We start from the raw sequence: 23,409 nt of genomic DNA, 5'->3' as shown, positions 1-23,409 counted from the left end.
AATTAAAAGTTAAGGGAAACCATAAAGATGGCAGCTAAAGACGTTAAATTTGGTAATGACGCTCGTGTAAAAATGTTACGTGGCGTAAATGTTCTGGCCGATGCAGTTAAAGTGACTCTGGGACCTAAAGGTCGTAACGTCGTACTGGATAAGTCATTTGGCGCACCTTCGATCACTAAAGATGGTGTTTCTGTTGCGCGTGAAATCGAGCTGGAAGATAAATTCGAGAATATGGGTGCGCAAATGGTTAAGGAAGTTGCTTCCAAAGCCAATGATGCTGCAGGTGACGGTACTACCACCGCCACTGTTTTAGCCCAGTCGATTATTACTGAAGGTTTAAAAGCCGTTGCCGCGGGTATGAACCCGATGGATCTGAAACGTGGTATCGACAAAGCCGTGGTAAAAGCGGTAGAAGAACTGAAAAAACTGTCTGTACCTTGCTCTGATTCCAAAGCGATTGCTCAGGTTGGTACTATTTCTGCAAACTCCGACGTTAGCGTGGGTGCATTAATTGCAGAAGCGATGGAAAAAGTAGGTAAAGAAGGCGTTATTACCGTTGAAGAAGGCACTGGCCTGGAAGACGAATTAGACGTTGTTGAAGGTATGCAGTTCGATCGTGGCTACCTGTCTCCTTATTTCATCAACAAGCCAGAGACTGGCGCTGTTGAACTGGAAAGCCCATTCATTCTGTTAGTAGATAAGAAAATCTCTAACATCCGTGAAATGCTGCCGGTATTAGAAGCGGTTGCTAAAGCAGGTAAACCACTGGTTATCGTGGCTGAAGACGTTGAAGGTGAAGCGTTGGCTACGCTGGTTGTTAACACCATGCGCGGCATCGTTAAAGTTGCAGCGGTTAAAGCACCTGGTTTCGGCGATCGTCGTAAAGCCATGCTGCAAGACATTGCTACACTGACCGGTGGTACCGTTATTTCTGAAGAGATCGGTTTAGAGTTAGAAAAAGCTACTCTGGAAGATTTAGGTCAGGCAAAACGCGTTGTTATCAACAAAGACACCACTATCATTATCGATGGTGTGGGCGATGAAGGTGCAATCAAAGGCCGCGTAACCCAAATTCGTCAGCAAATCGAAGAAGCAACTTCTGACTACGACCGTGAGAAGCTGCAAGAGCGCGTAGCTAAATTAGCTGGCGGTGTTGCGGTTCTGAAAGTTGGCGCAGCAACTGAAATCGAAATGAAAGAGAAGAAAGCTCGCGTAGAAGATGCGTTGCAAGCAACTCGTGCTGCGGTTGAAGAAGGTGTGGTTGCTGGTGGTGGCGTAGCGTTAATCCGCGTTGCTGCTAAAATTGCTGACACCAAAGGTGATAACGAAGATCAGACCGTTGGTGTTCGCGTTGCTCTACGTGCAATGGAAGCGCCATTACGTCAAATCGTTGCTAACGCCGGTGAAGAACCATCTGTTGTTGCTAACAACGTTAAAGCGGGTGAAGGTAGCTACGGTTATAACGCTTCAACTGAACAGTATGGCGATATGATCGATATGGGTATCCTGGATCCAACTAAAGTTACTCGTTCAGCTCTGCAATATGCAGCTTCAATCGCTGGCTTAATGATCACTACCGAATGTATGGTGACCGATCTGCCAAAAGAAGAGAAGTTAGACATGGGTGGCGCTGGCGGTATGGGCGGCATGGGTGGTATGGGCGGAATGATGTAATTCCCCTCCATTCAGTCTTTCTGAATAATAAAAACCCCGATTAAATCGGGGTTTTTTTATATCTTCAGTTCGTGAGTGATTCTATTTATTCCTGATGGTGCAATAACTGAATAATGCTATCCGGATGGTAATAACCACATTCTTTCAGACTTTCTGCCGACTGAATTAATGCGCCAGTATATTGCCGACGCCAGCGGTGATAAATGTTCACAATATCAATCAGCTTAGATTTTCTCAGCTGTGAATACATCATCGCCCAATAACTGGTGAGATTGCGTAACATAAAGCAGTCAGTGACCAACTGATAGTAGCTTTCGTGCTCATCCATTTTGGCGTGGAAGGGAAAGCCGTCGTGATACAGGCGATAAAACAGATAATTGGTCACAATGTGCGGAAAATCATTCACTACCGGCAGCGCGATACGTTTCCAGGTGTTCTCTAATTCGGCTATTTTTTGTGCCCCGCTTTCCGACGATTGCTCCATAATGTCCTGATGCACCGATTGCCAAAACGTTTCCATGGTTGGTACGGTTTCCGTATTGGCCAGTGCAGAAACTTGGGCACCAATCCGGGCAAACAGCTGCCATTGCTTTGGATAGTCATGAGGAATTTGGCTCATACTGGTTTTGATAAATGACTGCGTCAGTAACGCCATCTGCGCCTTTATTTTTTCTTTCGTCTGATTGAGCATTTTCTTGTTGGTATAGTCGTCTTTATTTAACGAAAGAACGATTTGGCCAATGGCGAATAGCCTTTCAGATAGCGTTAATTCTGGACGTAATGCAATGGCGATACATTCTGAATTGACCAACTGATAAACATCGTTGAGCGGTGATTGACTACGTGCGGCGATATTCTTATGGGATTCCACCCAGATAGAGGTCTGGCTCATTAAAATCTGACCGCAGGCCTCCGGGCATTCTATTGCCAGACTTTTACGTAACTCATTTTTCCAGCGAATATTGACGTAAGGATAGTCGATACAAAATTTAGGTCGAGTATGACAATTACCAGAGTCACCGATACGACAGTAGGTATAGCTGCGATCGCGCTCAAAAAATGGACAGTAGTTATCGTTGGTGAGATGAATAATTCCCCAATTATCGGGATCGATTTTTTCTAAATGGATATTTTGCTGAGCAACGGCGCGAATCGTTTTATCTTTGCTTTTCAGATAAGAGCGGGAACTGATTTTATCCAGCGGGATCTCTTTACCAATGCAGCACGTGCATAAGCATCCACCACCATTGCATTGAAACCTGCGAACATATTCAGGCTCATATATATTGATAATATTCATCCGAAACTTATCCAAGCTATATAATTTCCTTATGCAATTATAGTACGGATTTATTTTATAATGGTAAATACCTCAATTGATATTATTTGAGTTAATATAGTTTTTATTGTTATTAAGCAATAAACCTATCAAGTTAATACGTTATTTTTTATTAAAAAAGCCAATAATATAATGTGGTTGAATATGACTATTGTGTCATTTCTCATTATTTGTATTTATTATTTTAAAGGCCGACTGGCGGAGAGAGCCAGCCGGTAGTGTAAATAATGAGATAATTTTATTGATCGATTAATCTTAAATCCAACGGTGTTTTACTCGGTTGTCCTCCTATTTCTCGAGTTAACCGAGGGACTAAATAACCGGAGGTTTTTTCTAACATTTGTCGCATAATTTCTCGGGCTGAAGTGTCATCTACCATAAAATGAGCCGCGCCCTGAACTTTATCTAAAACGTGAATATAATAAGGAAGAATGCCCGCATTAAATAAGCTATTACTTAGTTTAACTAGGGTGTCTGCATTATCATTAATTCCCTTTAGCAGCACACTTTGATTGAGTAGCGTAACACCGGCTATTTTTAGCTGCTGCATGCTCTTAGTCACTTCAATATCAATTTCATTGGCATGATTAATATGCGTTACCAGAATAATTTGTAGGCGAGATTCGGCAAAGCGGCAGCATAGAGCATCGGTGATACGAGCGGGAATCACCACAGGGAGTCTCGAATGTATGCGTAGTCGTTGCAGATGAGGTATTTTTTCTGCCTCGGTTATCAGCCAGTCCAGTTCATGATCTTTGGCCATTAACGGATCACCGCCGGAGAAAATTAGCTCATCCAACTCGGGGTGCTGATTGACGTAATCCAGTGCCTTTGTCCAACTGGCTTTGTTGCCTGGGTTATCCTGATAGGGAAAATGACGGCGAAAACAGTAGCGGCAGTTGACGGCGCAGCCGCCTTTAACCAGCAGTAAGGCACGATTATGATATTTGTGCAGCAATCCAGGAGCTGCGGTATGCTGCTCTTCAAGAGGATCTTTACTGTATCCCGGGGTTTCAAAAAATTCATCCTGAAGGGTTAAGACCTGTCGTAGCAGCGGATCTTCAGCGTCACCTTTACGCATTTTGGCGGCAAATACTCGGGGAACCCGCAGAGCAAATAAACGACGAGCGTCAACCCCTGCAAGGAGTTCAGGATGATTTTGTAACGATAAAAGTTGTAATAATTCTTCAGGATCGGTAATAACATCCGATAACTGCTGCAACCATCCTTCTCTAGTTGCGGTGTTATGGGTTACAATGTGCGCCATTTTTAGCTGAGCTACCTAATTAATTAAGAAAGAGGACCATCATGGCGTCTTATTCTAGCAACGATTTCCGTCCGGGTCTTAAAATCATGTTGGACGGCGAGCCTTGTGCTGTCATTGAAAGTGAATTTGTTAAACCAGGTAAAGGCCAGGCCTTTGCTCGCGTACGTTTACGTAAGCTGATTTCTGGTAAATTATTAGAAAAAACCTTCAAATCTACCGACAGTGCCGAAGGCGCTGACGTTATGGATATGAACCTGACTTATTTATATAACGACGGTGATTTCTGGCACTTCATGAATAATGAGACGTTTGAGCAATTAGCCGCTGATGCTAAAGCCGTTGGTGACAATGCCAAATGGTTAGTTGAACAAGCTGAATGTATCCTGACTCTATGGAATGGTTCACCTATCGCTGTGACTCCACCTAACTTTGTTGAGCTGGAAATTACAGAAACCGATCCTGGCTTGAAAGGTGATACCGCCGGTACTGGTGGCAAGCCTGCAACACTGTCTACCGGTGCAGTAGTGAAAGTGCCGTTATTCGTGCAAATTGGTGAAGTAATCAAAGTTGATACTCGCTCTGGCGAATACGTATCACGGGTTAAATAATTTCACCCCGGATATTCAATAAGGCCGTTAATACGGCCTTATCTGTATCCAACTAAAGATAAGGAGGGGAGGATGTTAAAGACAATAAGTGCACTATTATTATCGTTAGTGATTTTATCCGCTCTCAGCGGATGTAATACCGTCCGTGGTTTCGGTGAAGATATTCGCCACGTAGGCAGCGCCATTGAGCGTGGAGCAAGCTGAAGCACAACTTTTCTACATTACTCTCTTACCATGGGTGATCATTTCTAATGCCACCGTTAGTGATTACGATTTGCATGCTGACCCTCAGCAATGTATTTATGACTTTTGCCTGGTATGGCCATCTGAAGTATTTTCATAGCAGAACCTGGGTTATTGCGGCTTTCGTCAGTTGGGGAATCGCCCTGTTTGAATATTTACTACAGGTACCTGCCAACCGTATTGGTTATGAGGTGGCTAGTGCCGGTCAACTTAAGATTATTCAAGAAGTGATTAGCCTGACGGTATTTATTCCGTTTTCGATGTATATCCTGAAAGAACCATTCCGTACCGATTATATTTGGGCTGGGCTCTGTTTACTGGGCGCGGTATTTTTTATGTTCCGCCATAAAATCATGGTATAATCGGCACGTTAATATCAGCCTGTCAGGGCGATCATTTTTCATTTCAAACTCGCTAATCGGGACGACCTGATTACGCATCAGTTATCTGGGGACGACCCCAAAGCATTAGGGGTGTATAAGTATGGCTTGGATTATTTTAATTATTGCCGGTATGTTGGAAGTGGTATGGGCAATCGGTTTGAAATACAGTCACGGATTTACCCGTTTAACGCCAAGTATTATTACCGCAGTCGCCATGGCGGCCAGCGTTTTTCTATTGGCGCACGCCATGAAAACGCTGCCGGTAGGCACGGCTTATGCGGTGTGGACCGGGATTGGTGCCGTTGGTGCGGCGATAACCGGTATTCTCTTACTGGGTGAGTCGGTCAATGCGATGAGAATCATCAGCCTGTGTTTAATCATTGGCGGAATTATTGGCTTGAAATTTAGTTCGTAAGCCATGAGTTAGCCTTATTCCGGATTAGGGATAAGGCTAACCAAGTTATTCCGACAGATTCTCTGTGGGGTTTAACGCCGTTAGGATTGACAGAGTATGGCTGAGATCTTGTTTTTTATTGTCTGCCAGCCGTTCCAGCCCGGCGACAATAAACGAGAGTAGATATTCACACGCCTGTTCTTTGTTTTCCACCGAACAAAGCTGCTCAGACAGCCCGCCAATACGATCGACTTCTGAGAAGGTATTGCACATCACCCCCACCATAAAATCAAAACCCCATTGAATGCTGGCTTCATCTGTATTAGGTAACGTACGGCGCATCTCTTGCTGAAATAGCACGGCGCTGGAATCAAACTGATCTTGCAACAATGATAGGTTATAGCCTAATAGCGTCGACACGATACGTGCATAGCTGCGCCAGCCCGCACCGCCATTTAGATGCCAGAATAAGTAGGGCGTGATAAAGGCATGAACGATTTGCTCAATGGAGAGAGGTTTACCGTTATTCTCTTTACTGAAGTAATCCAGTAGCTGCCGTCGTGATTCACTCAATAAACCAATCCGGCGTTTAATTACCGCATCAAACAGCGCGTCTTTAGTGCCAAAATGATAGTGCGCCAATGCCAGCTTAACGTCAGCTTTTTGCGTAATCTGACGGATAGATACGGCATCATAGCTACTCAGGGCAAAGAGTTCTTCAGCAGCATTAAGAATTTTTTCTGATGTTGATATTTGCATGTCGTATTTTGTACCGTCTAAAAAGCAACTAATGGCTTATCGGGGCAGTAAACCTGTCGTAAAGCGTGAAACGCTTAATATACCGAAGCGTAAATCATCTGCCGGAGCAATCACTTTCAATCATATTCAAGGTAAGCGATTGATCATTATAAAGCCGCATAAGAGAAATACATCTAATTTTATCCCATCTTCAACATAGACAGCACGTATGGCTATGTTTTTTCGCCTGCCTGTTGGGCTAAAAAAATCCAATAATCACCCTATTTTTTAACAGGTTGGAAAACTTTTATTTACCTTATATCGATTTATCAGGATCCATCTCACGATCTGATAAAAATGGGTTGGACGACTGTCCAAATGATCTATAGGTTGGACGTACGACCAATAAGTTGCTTGTCATCAAATTCCAGAAAAAACAGTGGAAGCCAGTTTAGATAAATAAAAGTGAGAGTGACCCATGAAAATCATCGATCTTAGCGTAACCATTGAAGACAATACCCCGTGCGATCCTCCTTCAATGCCAACCCGAATTGACTATTGGGGGCATGAAAAAGGCGCTGAACATATGCGCCAATTTTTCCCTACCGCAACGGAAAAGGATCTGCCGGATGGCCTCGGTTGGTCAATTGAATATATCCAGCTAACCACCCACAGCGGCACACATCTGGACGCCCCTTGGCATTATCACCCCACCATGAATAAAGGCGAGCCCGCCCGCACTATCGATCATGTTCCGTTGGAATGGTGCTTCTCGGACGGCGTAAAGCTCGATTTCTCTAAAACGCCCGGTGAAGGCGGCAAGATTACCGTCGCGCATGTTGAAGCAGAACTGGCACGCATTGGTTATACCCTGAAACCACTGGATATTGTGGTTATCCATACTGGTGCCATGAAGCACTGGGGGACGGCGGCTTACACCAGTGCTGGCTGTGGCATGAGTCGTGAGGCAACTCTGTATTTGCTGGAACGCGGTATCAAAGTGGTTGGCACCGATGCCTGGAGCTGGGATCGCCCGCTTTCTCTGATTGCAGAAGAATTCGAACAAACCGGTGATTCTTCTTTGATATGGGAAGGGCACTTTGCCGGTATCGAACGGGAATATTATCACATGGAAAAAATGTGCAATCTTGATCAGTTACCGCCATTTGGCTTCAAGATCGCCTGTTTTCCCGTGAAAATTAAGGCTGCCAGCGCAGGCTGGTGCCGTCCGGTTGCTATGTTTGACCTCTAATCAGGAGACGACATCATGACGAATTCCAGTAGTGCGTCAACCAGCGGCAAAAAGAACGTCAAATGGCACGTATTATTCGGCGGCTTCTTTGGTTACATGTTTGATGCGGTAGATATTTTGCTGTTGGCCGTTTCAATGCCGGTCATTATTGCCGATCTCGGCATTTCCAAAGCAGATGGTGGCCTGTTGGCTACGTCGACGATGGTGGGGATTGGCCTGAGTAGTATTGTGGTGGGTTGGTGCGCTGATAACTATGGTCGGCGTAAAACGCTGTTCTGGAGCCTGATGCTATTCAGCGTTCTGACGGCGGCGATTGCCTTCACCAGTACATGGTTTGAAATTTTAGTCCTGCGTTTTCTGGCCGGTTTAGGGCTGGGTGGGGTATGGAGCATTATCGTTGCCTATATTTCTGAAACCTGGCCCGCCAAACAACGTGGACGTGCAGCATCCTTTGTGCTGAGTTCGTTCCCGGTTGGAGCTGGTTTAGCCGCTTTTCTGTCTTATCTGATTATTCCAAGCTATGGCTGGCGAGCGCTGTTTCTGTGCGGTGCCGGTGCGATTATTGCGGCGATTTACTTCCTGATTTTCGTTCCCGAGTCAGAAACCTGGCAGAAAGAGAAAGCATCGCGGAAAAACCAAGGGGAAAAAGTATCGATTTCTGAAATTTTCTCTGCCGGTTTGGCTCGCAATACCATTCTTGCCACCGTCGTTGCCAGTTTCGGACTGATTGGTTATTGGGGCTGCACCACCTGGTTACCGCTATTCCTGACTCAGGATCGTGGCTTGAGTCTGGAAACCATGTCTTTGTTCTTCGTGGTACTGAACGTCGGTATGTTTGTTGGTTATAACGCCTTTGGGGTGCTGGCCGATAAGGTGGGGCGACGTACTGCACTTATCTGGTCATTTATTGGTACCGCCATCACTTTACCCATCTACGTCAGTATGACTGGGGAAACCGCCTTACTGATTATGGGGCCGGTTTATGCCTTTTTTACCGCGTTTGTTGGCCTGATGGGCTCTTATTTTCCGGAGTTGTTCCCGACTCGGGTACGTACCATTGGCGCCGGTTTCTGTTTCAACATTGGCCGTGGCGTATCCGCTTTTGCCCCTTTTGCGATGGGCTTTATCGCCCAAAGCTATGGCCTGACGACCGGCATTATGATCTGCGCTGTTTTCTTCTGTCTCGCTGGATTCATGATGTTCGCTCTACCGAATATTGACGCCAAAAAACAGTCCGCAGTAGCGCCATCTCATACCGAAGTACAGGAAGGAAATTAATATGAATAACAAAACGATTATTACCGTCGCCACGACCGGCGCTTTCCCTAGCAAGCAGGATAACCCGAATATTCCGTTGACGCCGAAAGAGATTGCCGATGATGTCTATGAGTGCTGGCAGGCCGGTGCCGCTATTGCTCACCTGCATATGCGTGACGACGAAGGCAAAGGCACCATGAGTATCGATAAATTTACCGAAACCGTAGGTTTAATCCGTGAAAGATGCGATATCGTGATTAATCTGACGACCTCCGGCGATCTGAATGCCACCGATGAAACGCGCATGATGCACGTACCCGCCTTGAAGCCAGAACTGGCTTCTTATGACTGTGGTTCCATGAACTGGGCCCATAGTGGTTTATTTATTAATCATCCTAAATTCCTCGAAAAGCTGGGTCAGGTGATGATTGATAGCGGGGTAAAACCGGAAATTGAAATTTTTGATGCCGGTATGTTTTATAACTCCCTCTATTACATCAAGAAAAATCTGATTAAAACACCGGCCTATTACCAACTGGTATTGGGTGCCGCCGGGGGTACCGCTGCAACGGTAGAGAATCTGGTGTATTTGAAAAATCTATTGCCAGCAGAAGCACACTGGTCTGCGTTTGGCATTGGGCGAGGTCATATGCCTATTCTGCTGGCAACGCTGGCATTAGGCGGACACGTGCGCGTTGGCATGGAAGATAACGTTTATTACAGCAAAGGTCGGTTGGCTCAATCGAACTCAGAGTTTGTTGCCCGAGCGGTACGTCTGGCGGATGAAGCTGGTCGTGAAGCGGCAACACCGGCAGAAGCACGGCAGATTCTTGGCCTGAGAGGAGCGGCGCTATGAGTGATATCGTTATTGTTAATGCCGCAAGAACGGCGATTGGTAGCTTTGGCGGGGCGTTAGCGTCGGTTTCTGCCCCTAAATTAGGTACGTTGGTCGCGGAAGAGGTGATAAAGCGCGCTGGTATTGAGCCCGGCGTGATCGATGAAGTTATTTTGGGCAATGTGCTGCAATCCGGCCTGGGGCAAAACCCAGCGCGTCAGGCTGCGCTGAACGCCGGTATACCGCAGAGCGTACCGGCAACCACCATTAATGTGGTGTGTGGCTCGGGTTTAAAAAGCGTGATGATGGCGGCGCAAATGATCGCCGCTGGCGATGCGCAAACGGTACTGGCTGGTGGCATGGAGAATATGTCCGCCGCCCCTTACTTGCTGGATAAAGCGCGTTGGGGATACCGGATGGGCAATGGCACTTTAGTGGATAGCGTGGTTCACGATGGGTTGAGCTGCGCATTTAATCAATATCATATGGGCATGACCGCCGAGAATGTTGCTGAGCGCTACGGGATTACTCGAGCAGAACAGGATGAAGTGGCTTTGCGTTCACAGCAGCGCGCGGTGGCAGCGATAAATAGCGGTGCTTTTAGCCAAGAGATAACGCCGGTCACTATTCGTCAGAAAAAGGGGGATATTGTCTTTAATCAGGATGAATATCCGAGAGCAGAAGCCTCTGCTGAGGCATTAGCCAAGCTGCGTCCCGCGTTTAAAGCGGACGGAAGCGTCACGGCAGGTAATGCATCCGGCATCAACGATGGCGCTGCGGCATTGATTGTCATGAGTGCCGAAAGAGCGAAAGCCCTTGGCTTGAAACCGATGGCGCGCATTCGCGGCTACGGCACGGGCGGTGTCGATCCGGCCTTTATGGGCATGGGACCGGTTCCTGCCACCCGCAAAGCGCTGGAAAAAGCCCGCTTAAGTATGGCCGATATCGATCTGATTGAAGCTAACGAAGCGTTTGCTGCCCAATTTATCGCCGTTGGCCGGGAGCTGTGCTTCGATGTGGAAAAAACTAACGTTAACGGTGGTGCTATTGCGCTGGGGCATCCTATCGGTGCATCCGGTGCACGTATTCTGGTGACCTTACTGCATGCGCTACAAGCTCGGGATAAAATCTTTGGACTGGCCACGCTATGCGTGGGTGGTGGACAGGGTGTGTCAGTGATTGTTGAACGGGTCTAACAGGAGGGTTCAATGAAATCCAAAGTGATGACCAGAACGGATATGACTCGCCATTTTCGCGATGGCATGAGCATCATGTTCGGTGGTTTTATGGGCAGCGGTACACCGCCTGCCATCATGAAAATGCTGTTTGATTCGGGAGTAAAAGATTTAACCCTGATCGGCAATGGGTGCGCAAAGTGATCGCTTCCCATATTGGACTGAATCCGGAAACCGGTCGGCAAATGATGGCGGGTGAAATGGAAGTGGAACTGGTTCCTCAGGGAACGCTGGTTGAACGGATTCGTGCCGGTGGAGCAGGACTCGGTGGATTTCTGACGCCAACCGGTGTCGGTACCGTGGTGGAACAGGGAAAACAACGGATGACTATCGATGGGCGAGATTATCTGTTGGAGCTGCCCTTAAAGGCTGATTTGGCGGTTATCCATGCCAAACGCGGCGATACTGCCGGTAATCTCTATTATCGGCGTTCTGCCAGAAACTTTAATCCGATTATCGCTCTGGCGGCTGAGCAGGTATTTGCCGAGGTAGAAGAGCTGGTTAACGTCGGCGATCTTGATCCAGATATGGTGATGACGCCCGGCATGCTGGTGAGCGGTCTGATAACAGGAGATGAGTGATGAGCCCAAAAGAGTTTATTGCCCGACGTGTCGCTCAGGAATTGCAGGATGGCGATATTGTTAATTTGGGTATCGGCTTACCCACTCTGGTCGCCAACTTTATTCCTGATGATGTCGATATTGTGCTGCAATCGGAAAATGGCTTTCTGGGTATCTGCCCGGTCGATGAGGCGAATCCGGATCCTGACCTGGCCAATGCGGGAGGGCAGCCATGTGGGATTATTGCCGGTGGTTCCACTTTTGATAGTTCCTTTTCGTTTGCTTTGATTCGCGGCGGTCATGTGGATGCTTGCGTATTAGGTGGTCTGGAAGTGGATCAACAGGGCAATCTGGCTAACTGGATGATCCCCGGCAAAATGGTGCCGGGTATGGGGGGTGCTATGGATTTGGTCACCGGCGCACGTAAAGTTATCGTTGCCATGGAACACAATGCGAAAAACGGGGCGGCAAAAATCCTTAAACAGTGTGCATTACCATTAACTGCCCAAAGCTGCGTTTCAATGATTGTCACTGAACTGGCAGTTTTCCGGTTTCAGCATGGAAAACTGGTGCTGACGGAGCATGCACCGGGAGTTTCTGTTGAGGATATTCGGCAACGAACCGAAGCAGAGTTTGTGGTAGATAATGCACTTGCCCAGATCAATGTCGAGGTTCTCACCACTGCGTGAACATCCGCTAATTGACAAAGATGGTGCCAGCGATGGCAGCATTCTTTGCTGATTAATTGAGTTTTGCTACCCGACTGTTGCCATGGATGGCGATGCTCGGGTATTTCTTTCATCCTTGATAAGACAATCGTCCATATTTGTTAAATAAACACCAGTTTTAACTTAACCGTTTCAGCTGGAAAGCCAGTCTACATATAAATCGAAACGTTTCGATAAGCGTCACAAATTTTCAAAATAGTTTTTGCTTTCTTTCTTAATCTTCCTACACTCCCCCTATCAACGAAACGTTTCGATGGCGTGCTAAACGCCCGTTTAATGAGGTGGGTTTAATGAAAAAGGGTACCTTGCTGAATTCCATGCTTTCTTCGGTGATTTCGCGATTAGGGCATACTGATACGTTGGTTATCGGTGATGCTGGTTTACCCATTCCGGCGTCGGTTGAACGTATCGACTTAGCCGTCACCCATGGAGTACCTTCATTCTTACAGGTTTTGGATGTCGTTACCGATGAAATGCAGGTCGAAAAGGCGATTCTCGCCAATGAGATTAAAGATAAAAATCCGCAGCTTCATCAGCAACTGCTAAGCTGCATTAAACAGCTTGAACAGCGTCAGGGCAATCACATTGCTTTGGAATATATCAGCCATGAAGCATTTAAAGCGTTATCTCACGATAGCCGTGCGGTGGTGCGTACCGGAGAGTGTTCTCCTTACGCCAACGTGATTTTGTGCTCCGGCGTCGTTTTTTGAGGGCCTGATATGCAACCCCTACTTAAACTCAGCGGTATTGATAAATCCTTCCCAGGGGTTAAGGCGCTGTCTGGTGCCAGCCTGAGCGTTTATCCCGGTAAGGTGATGGCATTGCTGGGAGAGAATGGTGCCGGTAAATCAACGCTGATGAAAGTGCTGACCGGTATTTATAGCAAAGATGCAGGCACCATCGAATATTTGGGCAAAGACGTTTCTTTTAGCGGCCCAAAAGCCTCTCAGGAAGCGGGAATCGGTATTATCCATCAGGAACTGAACCTGATTCCTCAGCTCAGCGTGGCAGAGAATATTTTTCTCGGCCGTGAGTTCGTCAATATCTTCGGACGTATTGATTGGAAGAAAACTTATGCCGAGGCGGATCGCCTGCTGCGCCGCCTGAATGTTGATTACAGCAGCCGTCGTTTGGTGGGAGAACTGTCGATTGGCGATCAGCAAATGGTTGAGATTGCCAAGGTGCTGAGCTTTGAGTCGAAAGTCATCATTATGGATGAACCCACCGATGCCCTAACCGATACCGAAACCGCCTCACTGTTCCACGTGATTAATGAATTGCGCGCTCAAGGGTGCGGTATCGTTTATATCTCCCATCGTCTGAAAGAGATCTTTGAGATTTGTGATGATGTGACAGTATTACGCGATGGCTCATTTATTGGCGAACGCCCGGTTGCAGAACTGGATGAAGATCGACTGATTGAAATGATGGTTGGTCGTCGTTTAGAAGAGCTTTACCCGCGTTTGGATCAGCCGCGCGGTGCTTTGCAGTTACAGGTGAAGCATCTGTCCGGTAAAGGCGTTCATGATGTGAGCTTCGATCTTTATCGCAGTGAAATTCTTGGCGTTTCTGGCTTGATGGGTGCCGGACGTACCGAGCTGATGAAGATGATCTACGGTGCACTGCCTCACACCGCTGGCAGCATTGTGCTGGATGGACATACCATCAAAATCCATAGCCCACAGGATGGTCTGAAAAACGGTATTGTGTATATTTCAGAAGATCGTAAAGGCGATGGTTTAGTGCTGGGTATGTCGGTGAAGGAGAATATGTCACTCACCGCGCTACGCTATTTCAGTCAACAGTGGGGTTCACTGAAGCATGCCGAAGAACAGCAGGCGGTCAGCGACTTTATTAAATTATTCAATATTAAAACGCCATCGATGATGCAGCCTATTGGTTTGCTCTCCGGTGGTAATCAGCAGAAGATTGCTATCGCCCGCGGTTTGATGACCCGACCCAACGTTTTGATCCTCGATGAACCAACGCGTGGCGTGGACGTGGGTGCCAAAAAAGAAATTTATCAGCTGATTAATCAATTTAAACGAGAAGGGTTAAGCATCATTCTGATTTCCTCCGAAATGCCGGAAGTTATCGGCATGAGCGATCGCATTTTGGTGATGCATGAAGGCCGTATTAGCGGCGAATTCCCTATTGAACAGGCAACGCAAGAAGTACTGATGGCCGCGGCAGTGGGCAAACAGTACGGTGTGACTCAGGAGTAACGGACAGTGAATAACTCAAATAGCCCTTCAACAAGCCGCTTCAATAAAGAGTGGTTGCTTGAACAGAAATCGTTGATTGCTTTGATCGTGTTGATCATTGTGGTTTCATTTCTGAGCCCTAACTTTTTTACCGTCGATAACCTGTTTAATATCCTGCAACAAACCTCGGTGAACGCGATTATTGCCGTCGGGATGACGCTGGTGATATTGACTTCGGGCATTGATTTATCCGTCGGTTCCCTACTGGCATTGACCGGTGCGGTTGCTGCAACGTTGGTGGGGATGGAGCTGAATGTCTTTGTTGCCTTAGGCGGCGCATTAGCCTTAGGTGCCGCAATGGGTACCATTACCGGGGTGATTGTGGCGAAGGGCAAAGTACAGGCATTTATCGCAACGCTGGTGATGATGCTGATCTTACGCGGTGCAACGCTGCAATTCTCTGAAGGCAGCCCAATCAACCTTGGTTTTTCTGATGCATCCGATGCATTTGAATGGTTTGGTATTGGTCGCCCGTTAGGTATTCCAACGCCGATCTGGATTATGGCAATCGTCTTTATTGGTGCTTGGTATTTGCTAAACCATACCCGTTTAGGGCGTTATATTTATGCATTGGGTGGCAACGAAGCGGCGACCCGTTTATCCGGTATTAGCGTCGATCGGGTTAAGATTATTGTTTATGCTTTGTGCGGTATGCTCACCGCACTGGCCGGTGTGATTGAAGTCGGGCGTTTGTCTTCAGCACAACCAACGGCGGGCTTGGGTTATGAACTTGATGCTATTGCCGCCGTGGTACTGGGTGGAACCAGTCTGGCAGGTGGTAAGGGCCGAATTACCGGTACTCTGATTGGTGCACTGATTCTGGGCTTCCTGAGCAATGCGCTTAATTTATTGGGTATCTCTGCCTACTTCCAGATGATCGTTAAAGGTGCCGTCATTCTCTTGGCGGTATTAGTAGAAAACAGAAGCAGTAAATAACCTTTTTATACAGGAATAATGACGATGAATATGAAAAAACTGGCTACCTTAGTTTCTGCTACAGTCTTAACCCTTTCTGTCAGTGCTGGTGCAATGGCAAAAGATAACATTGCACTGGTGGTCTCTACGCTGAATAACCCATTCTTTGTTTCCATGAAAGATGGTGCACAGAAAAAGGCTGATGAGCTGGGCTATAACCTGATCGTGTTGGATTCACAGAATAATCCGGCTAAAGAGCTGGGTAACGTGCAGGACTTAACCGTACGCGGTACCAAATTACTGCTGATTAACCCAACGGATTCTGATGCCGTGGGTAATGCGGTGATGATGGCGAATAAAGCCAATATTCCCGTGGTCACCCTGGACCGCGCAGCCAATAAAGGCGTAGTAGCCAGTCATGTCGCCTCTGATAACGTGGCCGGCGGTAAAATGGCCGGTGACTATATTGCTGAGAAATTAGGTAATGAAGCGAAGGTTATTCAGTTAGAAGGCATTACCGGAACGTCTGCCGCCCGTGAGCGTGGTGAAGGCTTCAAACAGTCAATGAAAGATCATCCATTTAAGCTGTTAGCCAGCCAACCGGCGGATTTTGACCGTACCAAGGGTTTGAACGTTATGCAGAACCTATTGACGGCTCACTCTGATGTTCAAGCGGTATTTGCTCAAAATGACGAAATGGCGTTGGGTGCAATGCGCGCGCTGCAAACTGCCGGTAAGAAAGATGTGTTGATCGTCGGTTTTGATGGCACCAATGACGGTATTAAAGCGGTGAAAAGTGGTCGTCTGGGTGCCACCGTTGCTCAACAGCCAGAGTTGATTGGTAGCATGGGCGTTGAAGCGGCCGATAAGATTCTGAAAGGCGAAAAAGTGGATGCCAATATCCCGGTTGCTTTAAAGCTGATTACTCAATAAAGGTTTAAGCCAAGTTTTTAAGGATTAACCTGATAGCAGTAACGCGCGGTAATCGATAAGGATTACCGCGTGATTTTTCCAAAGGGGCAACAGATGTCATCAAACAAACTGGTGGTGTTGGGCAGCATCAACGCTGACCACATTCTTAATGTAAATGAATTCCCTCGCCCAGGTGAAACCATCACGGGTAAGGACTATCGCATCTCATTTGGTGGTAAAGGGGCTAATCAGGCCGTTGCCGCAGGGCGCAGTGGGGCGAATATTACTTTTATTGCCTGTGTTGGCGATGATGATATTGGTCAACAGGTTTGCCGCCAACTGGCGAAGGATAATATCGATATTCATCCTATTGAGCGTGTGGCTGATAATCATACCGGCGTTGCCATGATTTTTGTGAATGGCAAAGGCGAAAACATGATTGCCATCGATGCCGGCGCTAATGCCGCAGTAACGCCAGACTATCTGGAAAAGTATCGCCAGCAGGTTATTACTGCCGATGCTTTGTTGATGCAGTTGGAAACGCCGTTGGAAACCATTATTGCCGCAGCTCAATTGGCAAAGCAGCATAATACCTTGGTTGCATTGAACCCCGCACCGGCAAGGGAATTACCCGATGAACTGCTGACCAATATTGATATTATTACGCCAAACGAGACCGAAGCTGAGCAATTGACCGGTGTGGCGATTGTGAATAATGATGATGCAGACCGCGCAGCTGCTGTATTGCACGCTCGAGGCATTGGAACGGTGATTATTACGCTGGGTAGCCGAGGAGCTTGGGTCAGTATTGACGGTATTGGTCGTCTGATTGAAGGCTATACCGTTGAGCCAGTTGATACCATAGCGGCTGGCGATACCTTTAATGGTGCTTTGATTACCGCGATGCTGGAAGGTCAGGAATTAAGCCAAGCGGTTCGTTTTGCTCATGCCGCGGCAGCCATTGCCGTCACGCGTCGAGGCGCTCAGCCTTCAGTTCCATGGCGCAAAGAGATCGATGAATTTTTAGCAATCAGGTAGGAGTGGCGTTGTGGCAACAATGAAGGACGTAGCCCGTTTAGCCGGGGTCTCCACATCGACGGTGTCTCATGTGATTAACAATAATCGCTTCGTGAGCCAACCGGTCAGAGATAAGATTCTTTCTGCGGTTGCTGAACTGAACTATTCGCCATCGGCGGTGGCGCGTAGTCTTAAAGCGAAAGAGACTCGCACCATTGGCATGTTACTGACTTCCAGTAATAACCCATTTTATGCCGAAGTGGTCAGAGGCGTTGAGCAGAGCTGCTATGAACGCGGATATAGTCTGATTCTGTGCAATACCGAAGGCAATACCCAACGTATGGGCAGCAGTCTGGAAACGCTGCTACAGCGTCGGGTCGATGGCTTGATTTTGATGTGTAACGATCGTAATCCTATCTCTGAAGCGTTGTTTTGCCACTATCCTAAACTGCCCATCGTGATGATGGACTGGGCACCGTTTAACGGGGTCTGCGATACCATTCAGGACAATTCGTTTATCGGTGGTCAACTGGCCACCGAATATCTGATCTCTCGCGGTTATCGCCGAATTGCCTGTATTACCGGGCCACAGGATAATACTCAGGCATGCCGCCGTTTGTCTGGTTATCAACAAGCTATGGATGACGCTAAACTGGCATCGCCGGAAAATTACCGTATTTTTAGTAATTTTGAGTTTTCTGGCGGGCTGGAAGCGATGCAGTCTCTGCTTAAATTACCGCAATTACCGGATGCAGTGTTTACCTGTAATGATGCGATGGCGGTTGGCGTGTATCTGGCGCTAAATCAGGCCGGATTGAAGGTTGGGCAAGATATTGCCGTGGTCGGTTATGATGATATTGAGTTGGCGAAGTTTATGTCACCACCGCTGACCACCATTCATCAGCCAACAGACGCCCTAGGTAAGCTGGCGATTGACACCTTATTACAGCGTTTGGAAAAACAAATCACTGAACCGCGCTCGCTAGCATTGACGCCGAAACTGATGGAGCGAGATTCCGTTGGTAACGGAGAGTTGTGCTGATGCCGCTAAGCTTCTAAAGCGGCATCAGAGCCCAGTCAACGAAGGCTAGTCATCCGTCTGGTAGCTAAATACCGGTAGGCCAATCTTAAACCAGATAGCTAACATTCTGAAGGTAAAGCCGAAGGCCAGTGTCGCGATAATGGCGATATCAGTCATAATGTTCAGATGAATCAGACCAATGTATAGCATGGCTGAGGTAAAGGACACGCTGGCATACAGCTCTTTTTGGAACACCAACGGAATACGGTTACAGAAGATATCCCGTAATACCCCACCAAATACCCCGGTAATCAGCCCGGCAATGGCCGCAATGATCACTGGCAGATTCATACTCATCGCTACCTGAGCGCCGATAATGGAAAATACCACCAATCCAACGGCATCCAACACCAGAAAGAATTTGCGTAGATAGATCATGACCCTTGAAGTGGCTACCGTCAGCACCGATGCAACGGCGACGATGAGCACATATTCCGGATGGGCGACCCAACCCAGCGGGTAGTGACCCAAAATCATATCGCGCACGGTGCCACCGCCAATGGCGGTAACGGATGAAATGATAAGAACGCCAAAAATATCCATTTTACTCTTACCCGCAGCCAACGCTCCGGTCATGGATTCTGCGGTGATACCAATAATATAGAGATAGAATAGCATGGTGTGTCTGATTTGATGGTAATGGTGGGTGTATGTGTTAATTATTTCAGCTTTCCATGGTTTTTGCAGCTGTATTTTTGGTGTTTGGTTGGTTTTTTATATTGCGGTAGGTTGCTGGTTAATTAAGCATTCGCACTCTGTATTCAAGAAGCTATTAATTCTGCCATTCCGGTGAAAACCGGAATCTCTGTTTTAGCTTAACGACAACGCTTGGCTTAGGGCGAGATGATTCGCTGCGCTCACCCTCCGGGCTATTCACTCTGTGAATGTTTGCTTCGCCTACGGCTACGCGTTCCAACTTTCGTTGGGATGACGATAGGAATACGGTGATATGTCCTCATTGGTCACCTTTTCGTCATCCCGGTGAAAACCGGGATCTCTGTTTTAGCTTAATGACAATGGTTGGCTTAGGGCGAGAGCCCAACTTTCGTTGGGATGACGATAGGGATGTCTTCATAGCTATCAATCTTAATACACTTAATCGGAGGGAGAGCTTTACAGGCAACATTCTGTAGCCTGCCCTTCAGGCCAACACTGAGTGTTGTTCAACGCTAAGGCGTTGTCCGTTGGGGTCGTAGCGGGTTTACCCGCCGGAGGGCCCCCAGGAAAGGTAGGCCCGACGCCCACCGATGTTAAGGACATAAGGTCGTCCTTTAATTGAGTATCAGGACATCGTTATCCAATAAAAAACGCCCTCCATTGAGGGCGTTTATCATCAGGTCTATCAGCCTTAATCAGCCCTTACAGCATAAACACGCCGATAACGCCAATCACGCTCAGAACCGAGGCCAGTCCGTAGAACACCAGTTTACTGGCCGGAATATGCCACTTCAGGTCGTGGGTCATATGGTGCATACGGTGCAGACCACACCATAACGGCAGGATAATCATCAGCAGCAGGAACACCCGGCCAACAAAGCCCTGACAGAAGGCCAGAATACGCGGATAGCTTAACGCCTCCGGTGCCCAGCCTAACGGCAGAATAATCGCCACCAGCAGGATAATTGCCGGTGCCACCACTGCACCCCACATACCGCCTGCACCAAACAGGCCCCAGAATACCGGTTCATCAGAACGCTTCGGGTTTTGTTCAATCATTTTAGTTCGCCTCCGCTTAAATCAGTGCCACAGCCAGAATAATCAGGCTCACCACAATGGTCAGGACCCACAGGCCGGTCACCAGAGGTTTAGGCCCCATCTTCACGCCGTTAGCCACAATATTGGCGGCCTTCGGTGCCAGGTCAAACCAGGTCTTGGTGTGCACTACCGCCATAATCAGGGTAATGATGTTAATCACCATCACCAGCGGATTTTGCAGAAAGGCCACAAAGCCGTCCCAGCTTTCCGGATTGCGCAGGGCAAACACCCCGATAATCATCACAATACTGAACCACACGGCCGGAATAGCGGTGCTTTCACGGAACATATAGAACTTATAAAACCCGAGGTTCTTCCACCAGTTGGCTTTCATCTCGCGGACATAGGGTTTACGTTTGGTCATCATAATACTTTCCCTCTCCCTTATTGCGGTTTCAGCATGGCAATCATAAAGTCTTTCGAACTTTCCACCTTGCCTTGCTGAACAGCAGAGGCCGGGTCGACGTGTTTCGGACAGACTTCAGAACAGTAACCGACGAAGGTACAGCTCCACACCCCATTTTTGCCGTTCAGCTGAGGCATACGTGCCGCCTTGCCTTTATCACGGGTATCGAGGTTGTAGCGGTGACCTAAGGTAATCGCTGCCGGGCCGATAAACTCAGGATTGAGGCCAAACTGCGGACAGGCCGCGTAGCACAGGCCACAGTTGATACAGCCGGAGAACTGATGGTATTTCTCCATCTGCGCCGGGGTTTGGGTGGTTGGGCCATTTTCCGGTTTCAGGCTGTCATTGATGATGTAAGGCTTAATGGATTCCAGACTCTCAATAAAGTGAGTCATGTCCACCACCAGGTCGCGCTCAATCGGGAAGTTACCGAGGGCTTCCACTTTCAGACCGTCGGTGTATTCACGCAGGAAGGTCTTACAGGCCAGTTTCGGCACCTTGTTGACCATCATGCCGCAGGAGCCACAAATGGCCATCCGACAGGACCAGCGGTAAGACAGGTCCGGTGCCAGATTGTCCTTGATATAGCCTAATGCATCCAACAAAGAGGTGGACGCATCGTAAGGCACGTCATAGGCCTCGAAGTGAGGAGCGGTGTCATGCTCAGGGTTATAACGCATGACTTCAACTTTGAGGGTTTTCATCTCAGACATTCGCCTGCTCCTTCTTTAATGCCTCTTCTTTTGCCTGGGCTTCCGCCTCGGCACCGTATACACGTTTGGCCGGGGCAAGGGTGGTAATTTTCACATCACCGTACTCAATGCGCGGGGTGCTGCTGTCCGGGCTGTAGAAGGCCAGTGAGTGCTTGAGGAAGTTCACGTCATCACGCTCGGTACAGCCGTCATCCAGACGCTGGTGAGCCCCGCGGGATTCGCGACGCAGCAGCGCGGAGTGTGCCATACAGTCAGCGACATCCAGACCGTGACCCAGTTCGATGGTGTACAGCAGGTCGGTGTTGAACACGCTGGACTGGTCAGCAATGCTGACGCGCTTGTAGCGGTCTTTCAGTTCAGCAATCTTGTCGACGGTCTTCTGCATCAGCTCTTCGGTCCGGTAGATACCGCAACCTTCTTCCATGCTCATGCCCATCTCGTCGCGAATTTTCGACCAGCTTTCGGTGCCTTGCTGCTTGAGCAGGGTATGCAGACGGCCTTCGATATCGGCCACTTGCGCATCCAGAGCGCTGCTGTTGGCCGGTGCCGCATGCTTCGCACGCTCAATGGCGTGTTCACCGGCTACGCGACCAAACACCACCAGCTCAGCCAGGGAGTTAGAGCCCAGACGGTTGGCACCGTGCATCCCGACGGAAGAACATTCACCGACGGCAAACAGGCCGGTCAGACGGGTTTCACACTGCTGGTTGGTTTCGATACCGCCCATGGTGTAGTGCGCCGTTGGACGAACAGGGATGGGCTCTTTCACCGGGTCAACGCCAACGTAGGCTTTAGACAGTTCACAGATAAACGGTAAACGCTCCAGCAGTTTCTTCTCGCCGAGGTGACGCAGGTCAAGGTAGACCACATCGCCGCGCGGGCTTGGGATGGTGCGTCCGGCGCGCCATTCGTGCCAGAAGGCCTGGGAGACTTTGTCACGTGGACCGAGTTCCATGTATTTGTTTTCAGGATGGCCGAGTGGGGTTTCTGGTCCCATGCCGTAATCCTGTAGATAACGGTAGCCGTCTTTATTTACCAAAATACCGCCTTCACCACGGCAACCTTCGGTCATCAGAATACCGGAGCCCGGTAAACCGGTTGGGTGATACTGGACGAACTCCATATCCCGCAGTGGCACACCGTGACGGAAGGCCATGCCCATACCGTCACCGGTGACGATACCGCCGTTGGTGTTGTAGCGATAGACACGACCGGCGCCGCCGGTGGCCATCACTACCGCATTGGCGCGGATTTGAATCAGGGTGCCTTCCATCATGTTCATGGCCACCAGACCACGGGCATGACCTTCATCGGAGAGCAGGTCGAGAACAAAGTGTTCATCGAAGCGCTTGATGTTTGGGTACTTGAGGGAAGTCTGGAACAGGGTGTGGAGCATATGGAAGCCGGTTTTATCGGCGGCAAACCAGGTACGTTCGATTTTCATGCCGCCGAAACGACGGACATCGATGGAGCCATCGTCTTTACGGCTCCATGGGCAGCCCCACTGCTCCATTTGTATCATTTCGCGTGGGCTGTTCTCGACGAAGAATTGCACGACGTCCTGTTCACAAAGCCAGTCCCCACCGGCGACGGTGTCGTGGAAGTGGGACTCGAAGCTGTCTTCAGGCTTGAGGACGGCGGCGGAGCCCCCTTCGGCGGCCACGGTGTGGCTACGCATGGGGTAGACTTTAGAAATGAGGGCGATGGTACTGTCAGGATGAGCTTCGGCAGCGGCAATGGCTGCACGAAGACCGCCGCCACCTGCCCCGATGATAGCAATATCTGCGTTAAAGGTTTGCACTGCACTCCTCCAAATGTTCCAGTTTTTAGTGA

25 protein-coding genes and 1 pseudogene are annotated in these 23,409 nt (G+C 48.4%); 17 read left to right on the top strand and 9 right to left on the bottom strand.

Features of this window, described 5'->3' with window-relative positions; all coding sequences use genetic code 11:
- Positions 1 to 27: 27 nt before the first annotated feature.
- Positions 28 to 1,674: a chaperonin GroEL gene (gene groL, locus EL341_RS15515; protein WP_047782136.1), complete on the top strand. Its 1,647-nt coding sequence runs from the start codon at positions 28 to 30 to the stop codon at positions 1,672 to 1,674.
- 85 nt (positions 1,675 to 1,759) lie between these two features.
- Here the strand turns inward: groL and fliB are convergent, their stop codons facing one another.
- Together fliB and epmB are read right to left on the bottom strand one after the other, a co-directional pair.
- Entirely contained in the window at positions 1,760 to 2,989 is a 1,230-nt protein-coding gene (gene fliB, locus EL341_RS15510; RefSeq protein WP_126468138.1) for a flagellin lysine-N-methylase, read from the bottom strand.
- 262 nt (positions 2,990 to 3,251) lie between these two features.
- Complete coding sequence (gene epmB / locus EL341_RS15505) at positions 3,252 to 4,280, bottom strand: EF-P beta-lysylation protein EpmB (RefSeq protein ID WP_126468137.1); 1,029 nt, start codon at positions 4,278 to 4,280, stop codon at positions 3,252 to 3,254.
- A gap of 41 nt (positions 4,281 to 4,321) precedes the next feature.
- On the opposite strand from epmB, the gene efp reads away from it, so the two are divergent.
- From efp to sugE, 4 genes are all read left to right on the top strand, one after another.
- Positions 4,322 to 4,888, top strand: coding sequence for an elongation factor P (gene efp / locus EL341_RS15500; RefSeq protein ID WP_047782133.1), 567 nt, complete (start codon positions 4,322 to 4,324; stop codon positions 4,886 to 4,888).
- 72 nt (positions 4,889 to 4,960) lie between these two features.
- Positions 4,961 to 5,092 (top strand): entericidin A/B family lipoprotein, encoded by a 132-nt coding sequence (locus EL341_RS15495; RefSeq protein WP_047782132.1) that lies wholly within the window; start codon positions 4,961 to 4,963, stop codon positions 5,090 to 5,092.
- A 47-nt stretch (positions 5,093 to 5,139) separates the two neighbouring features.
- Positions 5,140 to 5,493: a DMT family protein gene (locus tag EL341_RS15490; RefSeq protein ID WP_047782131.1), complete on the top strand. Its 354-nt coding sequence runs from the start codon at positions 5,140 to 5,142 to the stop codon at positions 5,491 to 5,493.
- Positions 5,494 to 5,614: 121 nt separating this feature from the next.
- Positions 5,615 to 5,929 carry a quaternary ammonium compound efflux SMR transporter SugE gene (gene sugE / locus EL341_RS15485; RefSeq protein WP_047782130.1) on the top strand — a complete coding sequence of 105 codons (315 nt, stop codon included), beginning with the start codon at positions 5,615 to 5,617 and terminating at the stop codon, positions 5,927 to 5,929.
- A gap of 45 nt (positions 5,930 to 5,974) precedes the next feature.
- Here sugE and EL341_RS15480 read toward each other — a convergent pair whose 3' ends face one another.
- On the bottom strand, positions 5,975 to 6,667 hold the full coding sequence (locus EL341_RS15480) for a TetR/AcrR family transcriptional regulator (protein WP_053007670.1): 693 nt from the start codon (positions 6,665 to 6,667) through the stop codon (positions 5,975 to 5,977).
- A 457-nt stretch (positions 6,668 to 7,124) separates the two neighbouring features.
- Here EL341_RS15480 and EL341_RS15475 point away from each other — a divergent pair, with 457 nt between their 5' ends.
- The 12 genes and pseudogenes from EL341_RS15475 (at position 7,125) to rbsR (ending at position 18,663) form a co-directional block, all read left to right on the top strand.
- Complete coding sequence (locus EL341_RS15475; protein ID WP_126468136.1) at positions 7,125 to 7,898, top strand: cyclase family protein; 774 nt, start codon at positions 7,125 to 7,127, stop codon at positions 7,896 to 7,898.
- Positions 7,899 to 7,913: 15 nt separating this feature from the next.
- Positions 7,914 to 9,176 (top strand): MFS transporter, encoded by a 1,263-nt coding sequence (locus EL341_RS15470; RefSeq protein WP_074825070.1) that lies wholly within the window; start codon positions 7,914 to 7,916, stop codon positions 9,174 to 9,176.
- A 1-nt stretch (position 9,177) separates the two neighbouring features.
- Positions 9,178 to 10,011, top strand: coding sequence for a BKACE family enzyme (locus EL341_RS15465; RefSeq protein ID WP_126468135.1), 834 nt, complete (start codon positions 9,178 to 9,180; stop codon positions 10,009 to 10,011).
- A complete protein-coding gene (locus tag EL341_RS15460) occupies positions 10,008 to 11,186 on the top strand; it encodes an acetyl-CoA C-acetyltransferase (protein WP_126468134.1) in 1,179 nt (392 codons plus the stop codon). Before EL341_RS15465 ends, EL341_RS15460 begins: the two co-directional genes overlap by 4 nt.
- 12 nt (positions 11,187 to 11,198) lie before the next feature.
- A pseudogene (locus EL341_RS15455) lies at positions 11,199 to 11,806 on the top strand (3-oxoacid CoA-transferase subunit A).
- Positions 11,806 to 12,474 (top strand): 3-oxoacid CoA-transferase subunit B, encoded by a 669-nt coding sequence (locus EL341_RS15450; RefSeq protein ID WP_074825079.1) that lies wholly within the window; start codon positions 11,806 to 11,808, stop codon positions 12,472 to 12,474. The pseudogene EL341_RS15455 and the gene EL341_RS15450 overlap by 1 nt, the downstream one beginning before the upstream one ends.
- Before the next feature lie 329 nt (positions 12,475 to 12,803).
- Positions 12,804 to 13,223, top strand: a complete 420-nt coding sequence (gene rbsD / locus EL341_RS15445) for a D-ribose pyranase (protein ID WP_047782123.1) — start codon at positions 12,804 to 12,806, stop codon at positions 13,221 to 13,223.
- A 9-nt stretch (positions 13,224 to 13,232) separates the two neighbouring features.
- A complete protein-coding gene (rbsA, locus tag EL341_RS15440) occupies positions 13,233 to 14,738 on the top strand; it encodes a ribose ABC transporter ATP-binding protein RbsA (RefSeq protein WP_126468133.1) in 1,506 nt (501 codons plus the stop codon).
- A gap of 6 nt (positions 14,739 to 14,744) precedes the next feature.
- On the top strand, positions 14,745 to 15,713 hold the full coding sequence (gene rbsC / locus EL341_RS15435; RefSeq protein ID WP_047782121.1) for a ribose ABC transporter permease: 969 nt from the start codon (positions 14,745 to 14,747) through the stop codon (positions 15,711 to 15,713).
- A 24-nt stretch (positions 15,714 to 15,737) separates the two neighbouring features.
- On the top strand, positions 15,738 to 16,625 hold the full coding sequence (gene rbsB / locus EL341_RS15430; RefSeq protein WP_047782120.1) for a ribose ABC transporter substrate-binding protein RbsB: 888 nt from the start codon (positions 15,738 to 15,740) through the stop codon (positions 16,623 to 16,625).
- Between the two features lie 93 nt (positions 16,626 to 16,718).
- Complete coding sequence (gene rbsK / locus EL341_RS15425) at positions 16,719 to 17,642, top strand: ribokinase (RefSeq protein ID WP_047782119.1); 924 nt, start codon at positions 16,719 to 16,721, stop codon at positions 17,640 to 17,642.
- Positions 17,643 to 17,652: 10 nt separating this feature from the next.
- Positions 17,653 to 18,663: a ribose operon transcriptional repressor RbsR gene (gene rbsR / locus EL341_RS15420; RefSeq protein ID WP_047782118.1), complete on the top strand. Its 1,011-nt coding sequence runs from the start codon at positions 17,653 to 17,655 to the stop codon at positions 18,661 to 18,663.
- A gap of 45 nt (positions 18,664 to 18,708) precedes the next feature.
- Here rbsR and EL341_RS15415 read toward each other — a convergent pair whose 3' ends face one another.
- The 6 genes from EL341_RS15415 to frdA form a co-directional block, all read right to left on the bottom strand.
- Positions 18,709 to 19,320, bottom strand: a complete 612-nt coding sequence (locus EL341_RS15415; protein ID WP_047782117.1) for a trimeric intracellular cation channel family protein — start codon at positions 19,318 to 19,320, stop codon at positions 18,709 to 18,711.
- Positions 19,321 to 19,815: 495 nt separating this feature from the next.
- Positions 19,816 to 19,962: a hypothetical protein gene (locus tag EL341_RS17625; protein WP_164720471.1), complete on the bottom strand. Its 147-nt coding sequence runs from the start codon at positions 19,960 to 19,962 to the stop codon at positions 19,816 to 19,818.
- 99 nt (positions 19,963 to 20,061) lie between these two features.
- The gene (gene frdD / locus EL341_RS15410) at positions 20,062 to 20,418 is read right to left on the bottom strand and encodes a fumarate reductase subunit FrdD (RefSeq protein WP_047779748.1); all 357 of its coding nucleotides are present in this window, start codon (positions 20,416 to 20,418) and stop codon (positions 20,062 to 20,064) included.
- A 16-nt stretch (positions 20,419 to 20,434) separates the two neighbouring features.
- Complete coding sequence (frdC, locus tag EL341_RS15405; protein WP_047779749.1) at positions 20,435 to 20,824, bottom strand: fumarate reductase subunit FrdC; 390 nt, start codon at positions 20,822 to 20,824, stop codon at positions 20,435 to 20,437.
- Between the two features lie 17 nt (positions 20,825 to 20,841).
- Positions 20,842 to 21,576, bottom strand: a complete 735-nt coding sequence (locus EL341_RS15400) for a succinate dehydrogenase/fumarate reductase iron-sulfur subunit (RefSeq protein ID WP_047779750.1) — start codon at positions 21,574 to 21,576, stop codon at positions 20,842 to 20,844.
- Positions 21,569 to 23,377, bottom strand: a complete 1,809-nt coding sequence (gene frdA, locus EL341_RS15395) for a fumarate reductase (quinol) flavoprotein subunit (protein ID WP_047779751.1) — start codon at positions 23,375 to 23,377, stop codon at positions 21,569 to 21,571. Before frdA ends, EL341_RS15400 begins: the two co-directional genes overlap by 8 nt.
- Positions 23,378 to 23,409 lie beyond the last annotated feature (32 nt).

The organism is Pragia fontium (assembly GCF_900638655.1).
Classification (GTDB): domain Bacteria; phylum Pseudomonadota; class Gammaproteobacteria; order Enterobacterales; family Enterobacteriaceae; genus Pragia; species Pragia fontium.
This window is presented reverse-complemented; position numbering and strand designations above follow the sequence as displayed.

Coding starts and splice junctions, on each gene's coding strand:
- epmB (WP_126468137.1), bottom strand. CDS start 4,280: ATGGCGCACATTGTAACCCATAACACCGCAACTAGAGAAGGATGGTTG.
- EL341_RS15400 (WP_047779750.1), bottom strand. CDS start 21,576: ATGTCTGAGATGAAAACCCTCAAAGTTGAAGTCATGCGTTATAACCCT.
- rbsA (WP_126468133.1), top strand. CDS start 13,233: ATGCAACCCCTACTTAAACTCAGCGGTATTGATAAATCCTTCCCAGGG.
- EL341_RS15465 (WP_126468135.1), top strand. CDS start 9,178: ATGAATAACAAAACGATTATTACCGTCGCCACGACCGGCGCTTTCCCT.
- EL341_RS17625 (WP_164720471.1), bottom strand. CDS start 19,962: ATGTCCTTAACATCGGTGGGCGTCGGGCCTACCTTTCCTGGGGGCCCT.
- EL341_RS15495 (WP_047782132.1), top strand. CDS start 4,961: ATGTTAAAGACAATAAGTGCACTATTATTATCGTTAGTGATTTTATCC.
- sugE (WP_047782130.1), top strand. CDS start 5,615: ATGGCTTGGATTATTTTAATTATTGCCGGTATGTTGGAAGTGGTATGG.
- EL341_RS15415 (WP_047782117.1), bottom strand. CDS start 19,320: ATGCTATTCTATCTCTATATTATTGGTATCACCGCAGAATCCATGACC.
- efp (WP_047782133.1), top strand. CDS start 4,322: ATGGCGTCTTATTCTAGCAACGATTTCCGTCCGGGTCTTAAAATCATG.
- rbsK (WP_047782119.1), top strand. CDS start 16,719: ATGTCATCAAACAAACTGGTGGTGTTGGGCAGCATCAACGCTGACCAC.
- frdC (WP_047779749.1), bottom strand. CDS start 20,824: ATGATGACCAAACGTAAACCCTATGTCCGCGAGATGAAAGCCAACTGG.
- EL341_RS15460 (WP_126468134.1), top strand. CDS start 10,008: ATGAGTGATATCGTTATTGTTAATGCCGCAAGAACGGCGATTGGTAGC.
- EL341_RS15475 (WP_126468136.1), top strand. CDS start 7,125: ATGAAAATCATCGATCTTAGCGTAACCATTGAAGACAATACCCCGTGC.
- rbsB (WP_047782120.1), top strand. CDS start 15,738: ATGAATATGAAAAAACTGGCTACCTTAGTTTCTGCTACAGTCTTAACC.
- EL341_RS15450 (WP_074825079.1), top strand. CDS start 11,806: ATGAGCCCAAAAGAGTTTATTGCCCGACGTGTCGCTCAGGAATTGCAG.
- EL341_RS15480 (WP_053007670.1), bottom strand. CDS start 6,667: ATGCAAATATCAACATCAGAAAAAATTCTTAATGCTGCTGAAGAACTC.
- frdD (WP_047779748.1), bottom strand. CDS start 20,418: ATGATTGAACAAAACCCGAAGCGTTCTGATGAACCGGTATTCTGGGGC.
- rbsD (WP_047782123.1), top strand. CDS start 12,804: ATGAAAAAGGGTACCTTGCTGAATTCCATGCTTTCTTCGGTGATTTCG.
- EL341_RS15470 (WP_074825070.1), top strand. CDS start 7,914: ATGACGAATTCCAGTAGTGCGTCAACCAGCGGCAAAAAGAACGTCAAA.
- EL341_RS15490 (WP_047782131.1), top strand. CDS start 5,140: ATGCCACCGTTAGTGATTACGATTTGCATGCTGACCCTCAGCAATGTA.
- groL (WP_047782136.1), top strand. CDS start 28: ATGGCAGCTAAAGACGTTAAATTTGGTAATGACGCTCGTGTAAAAATG.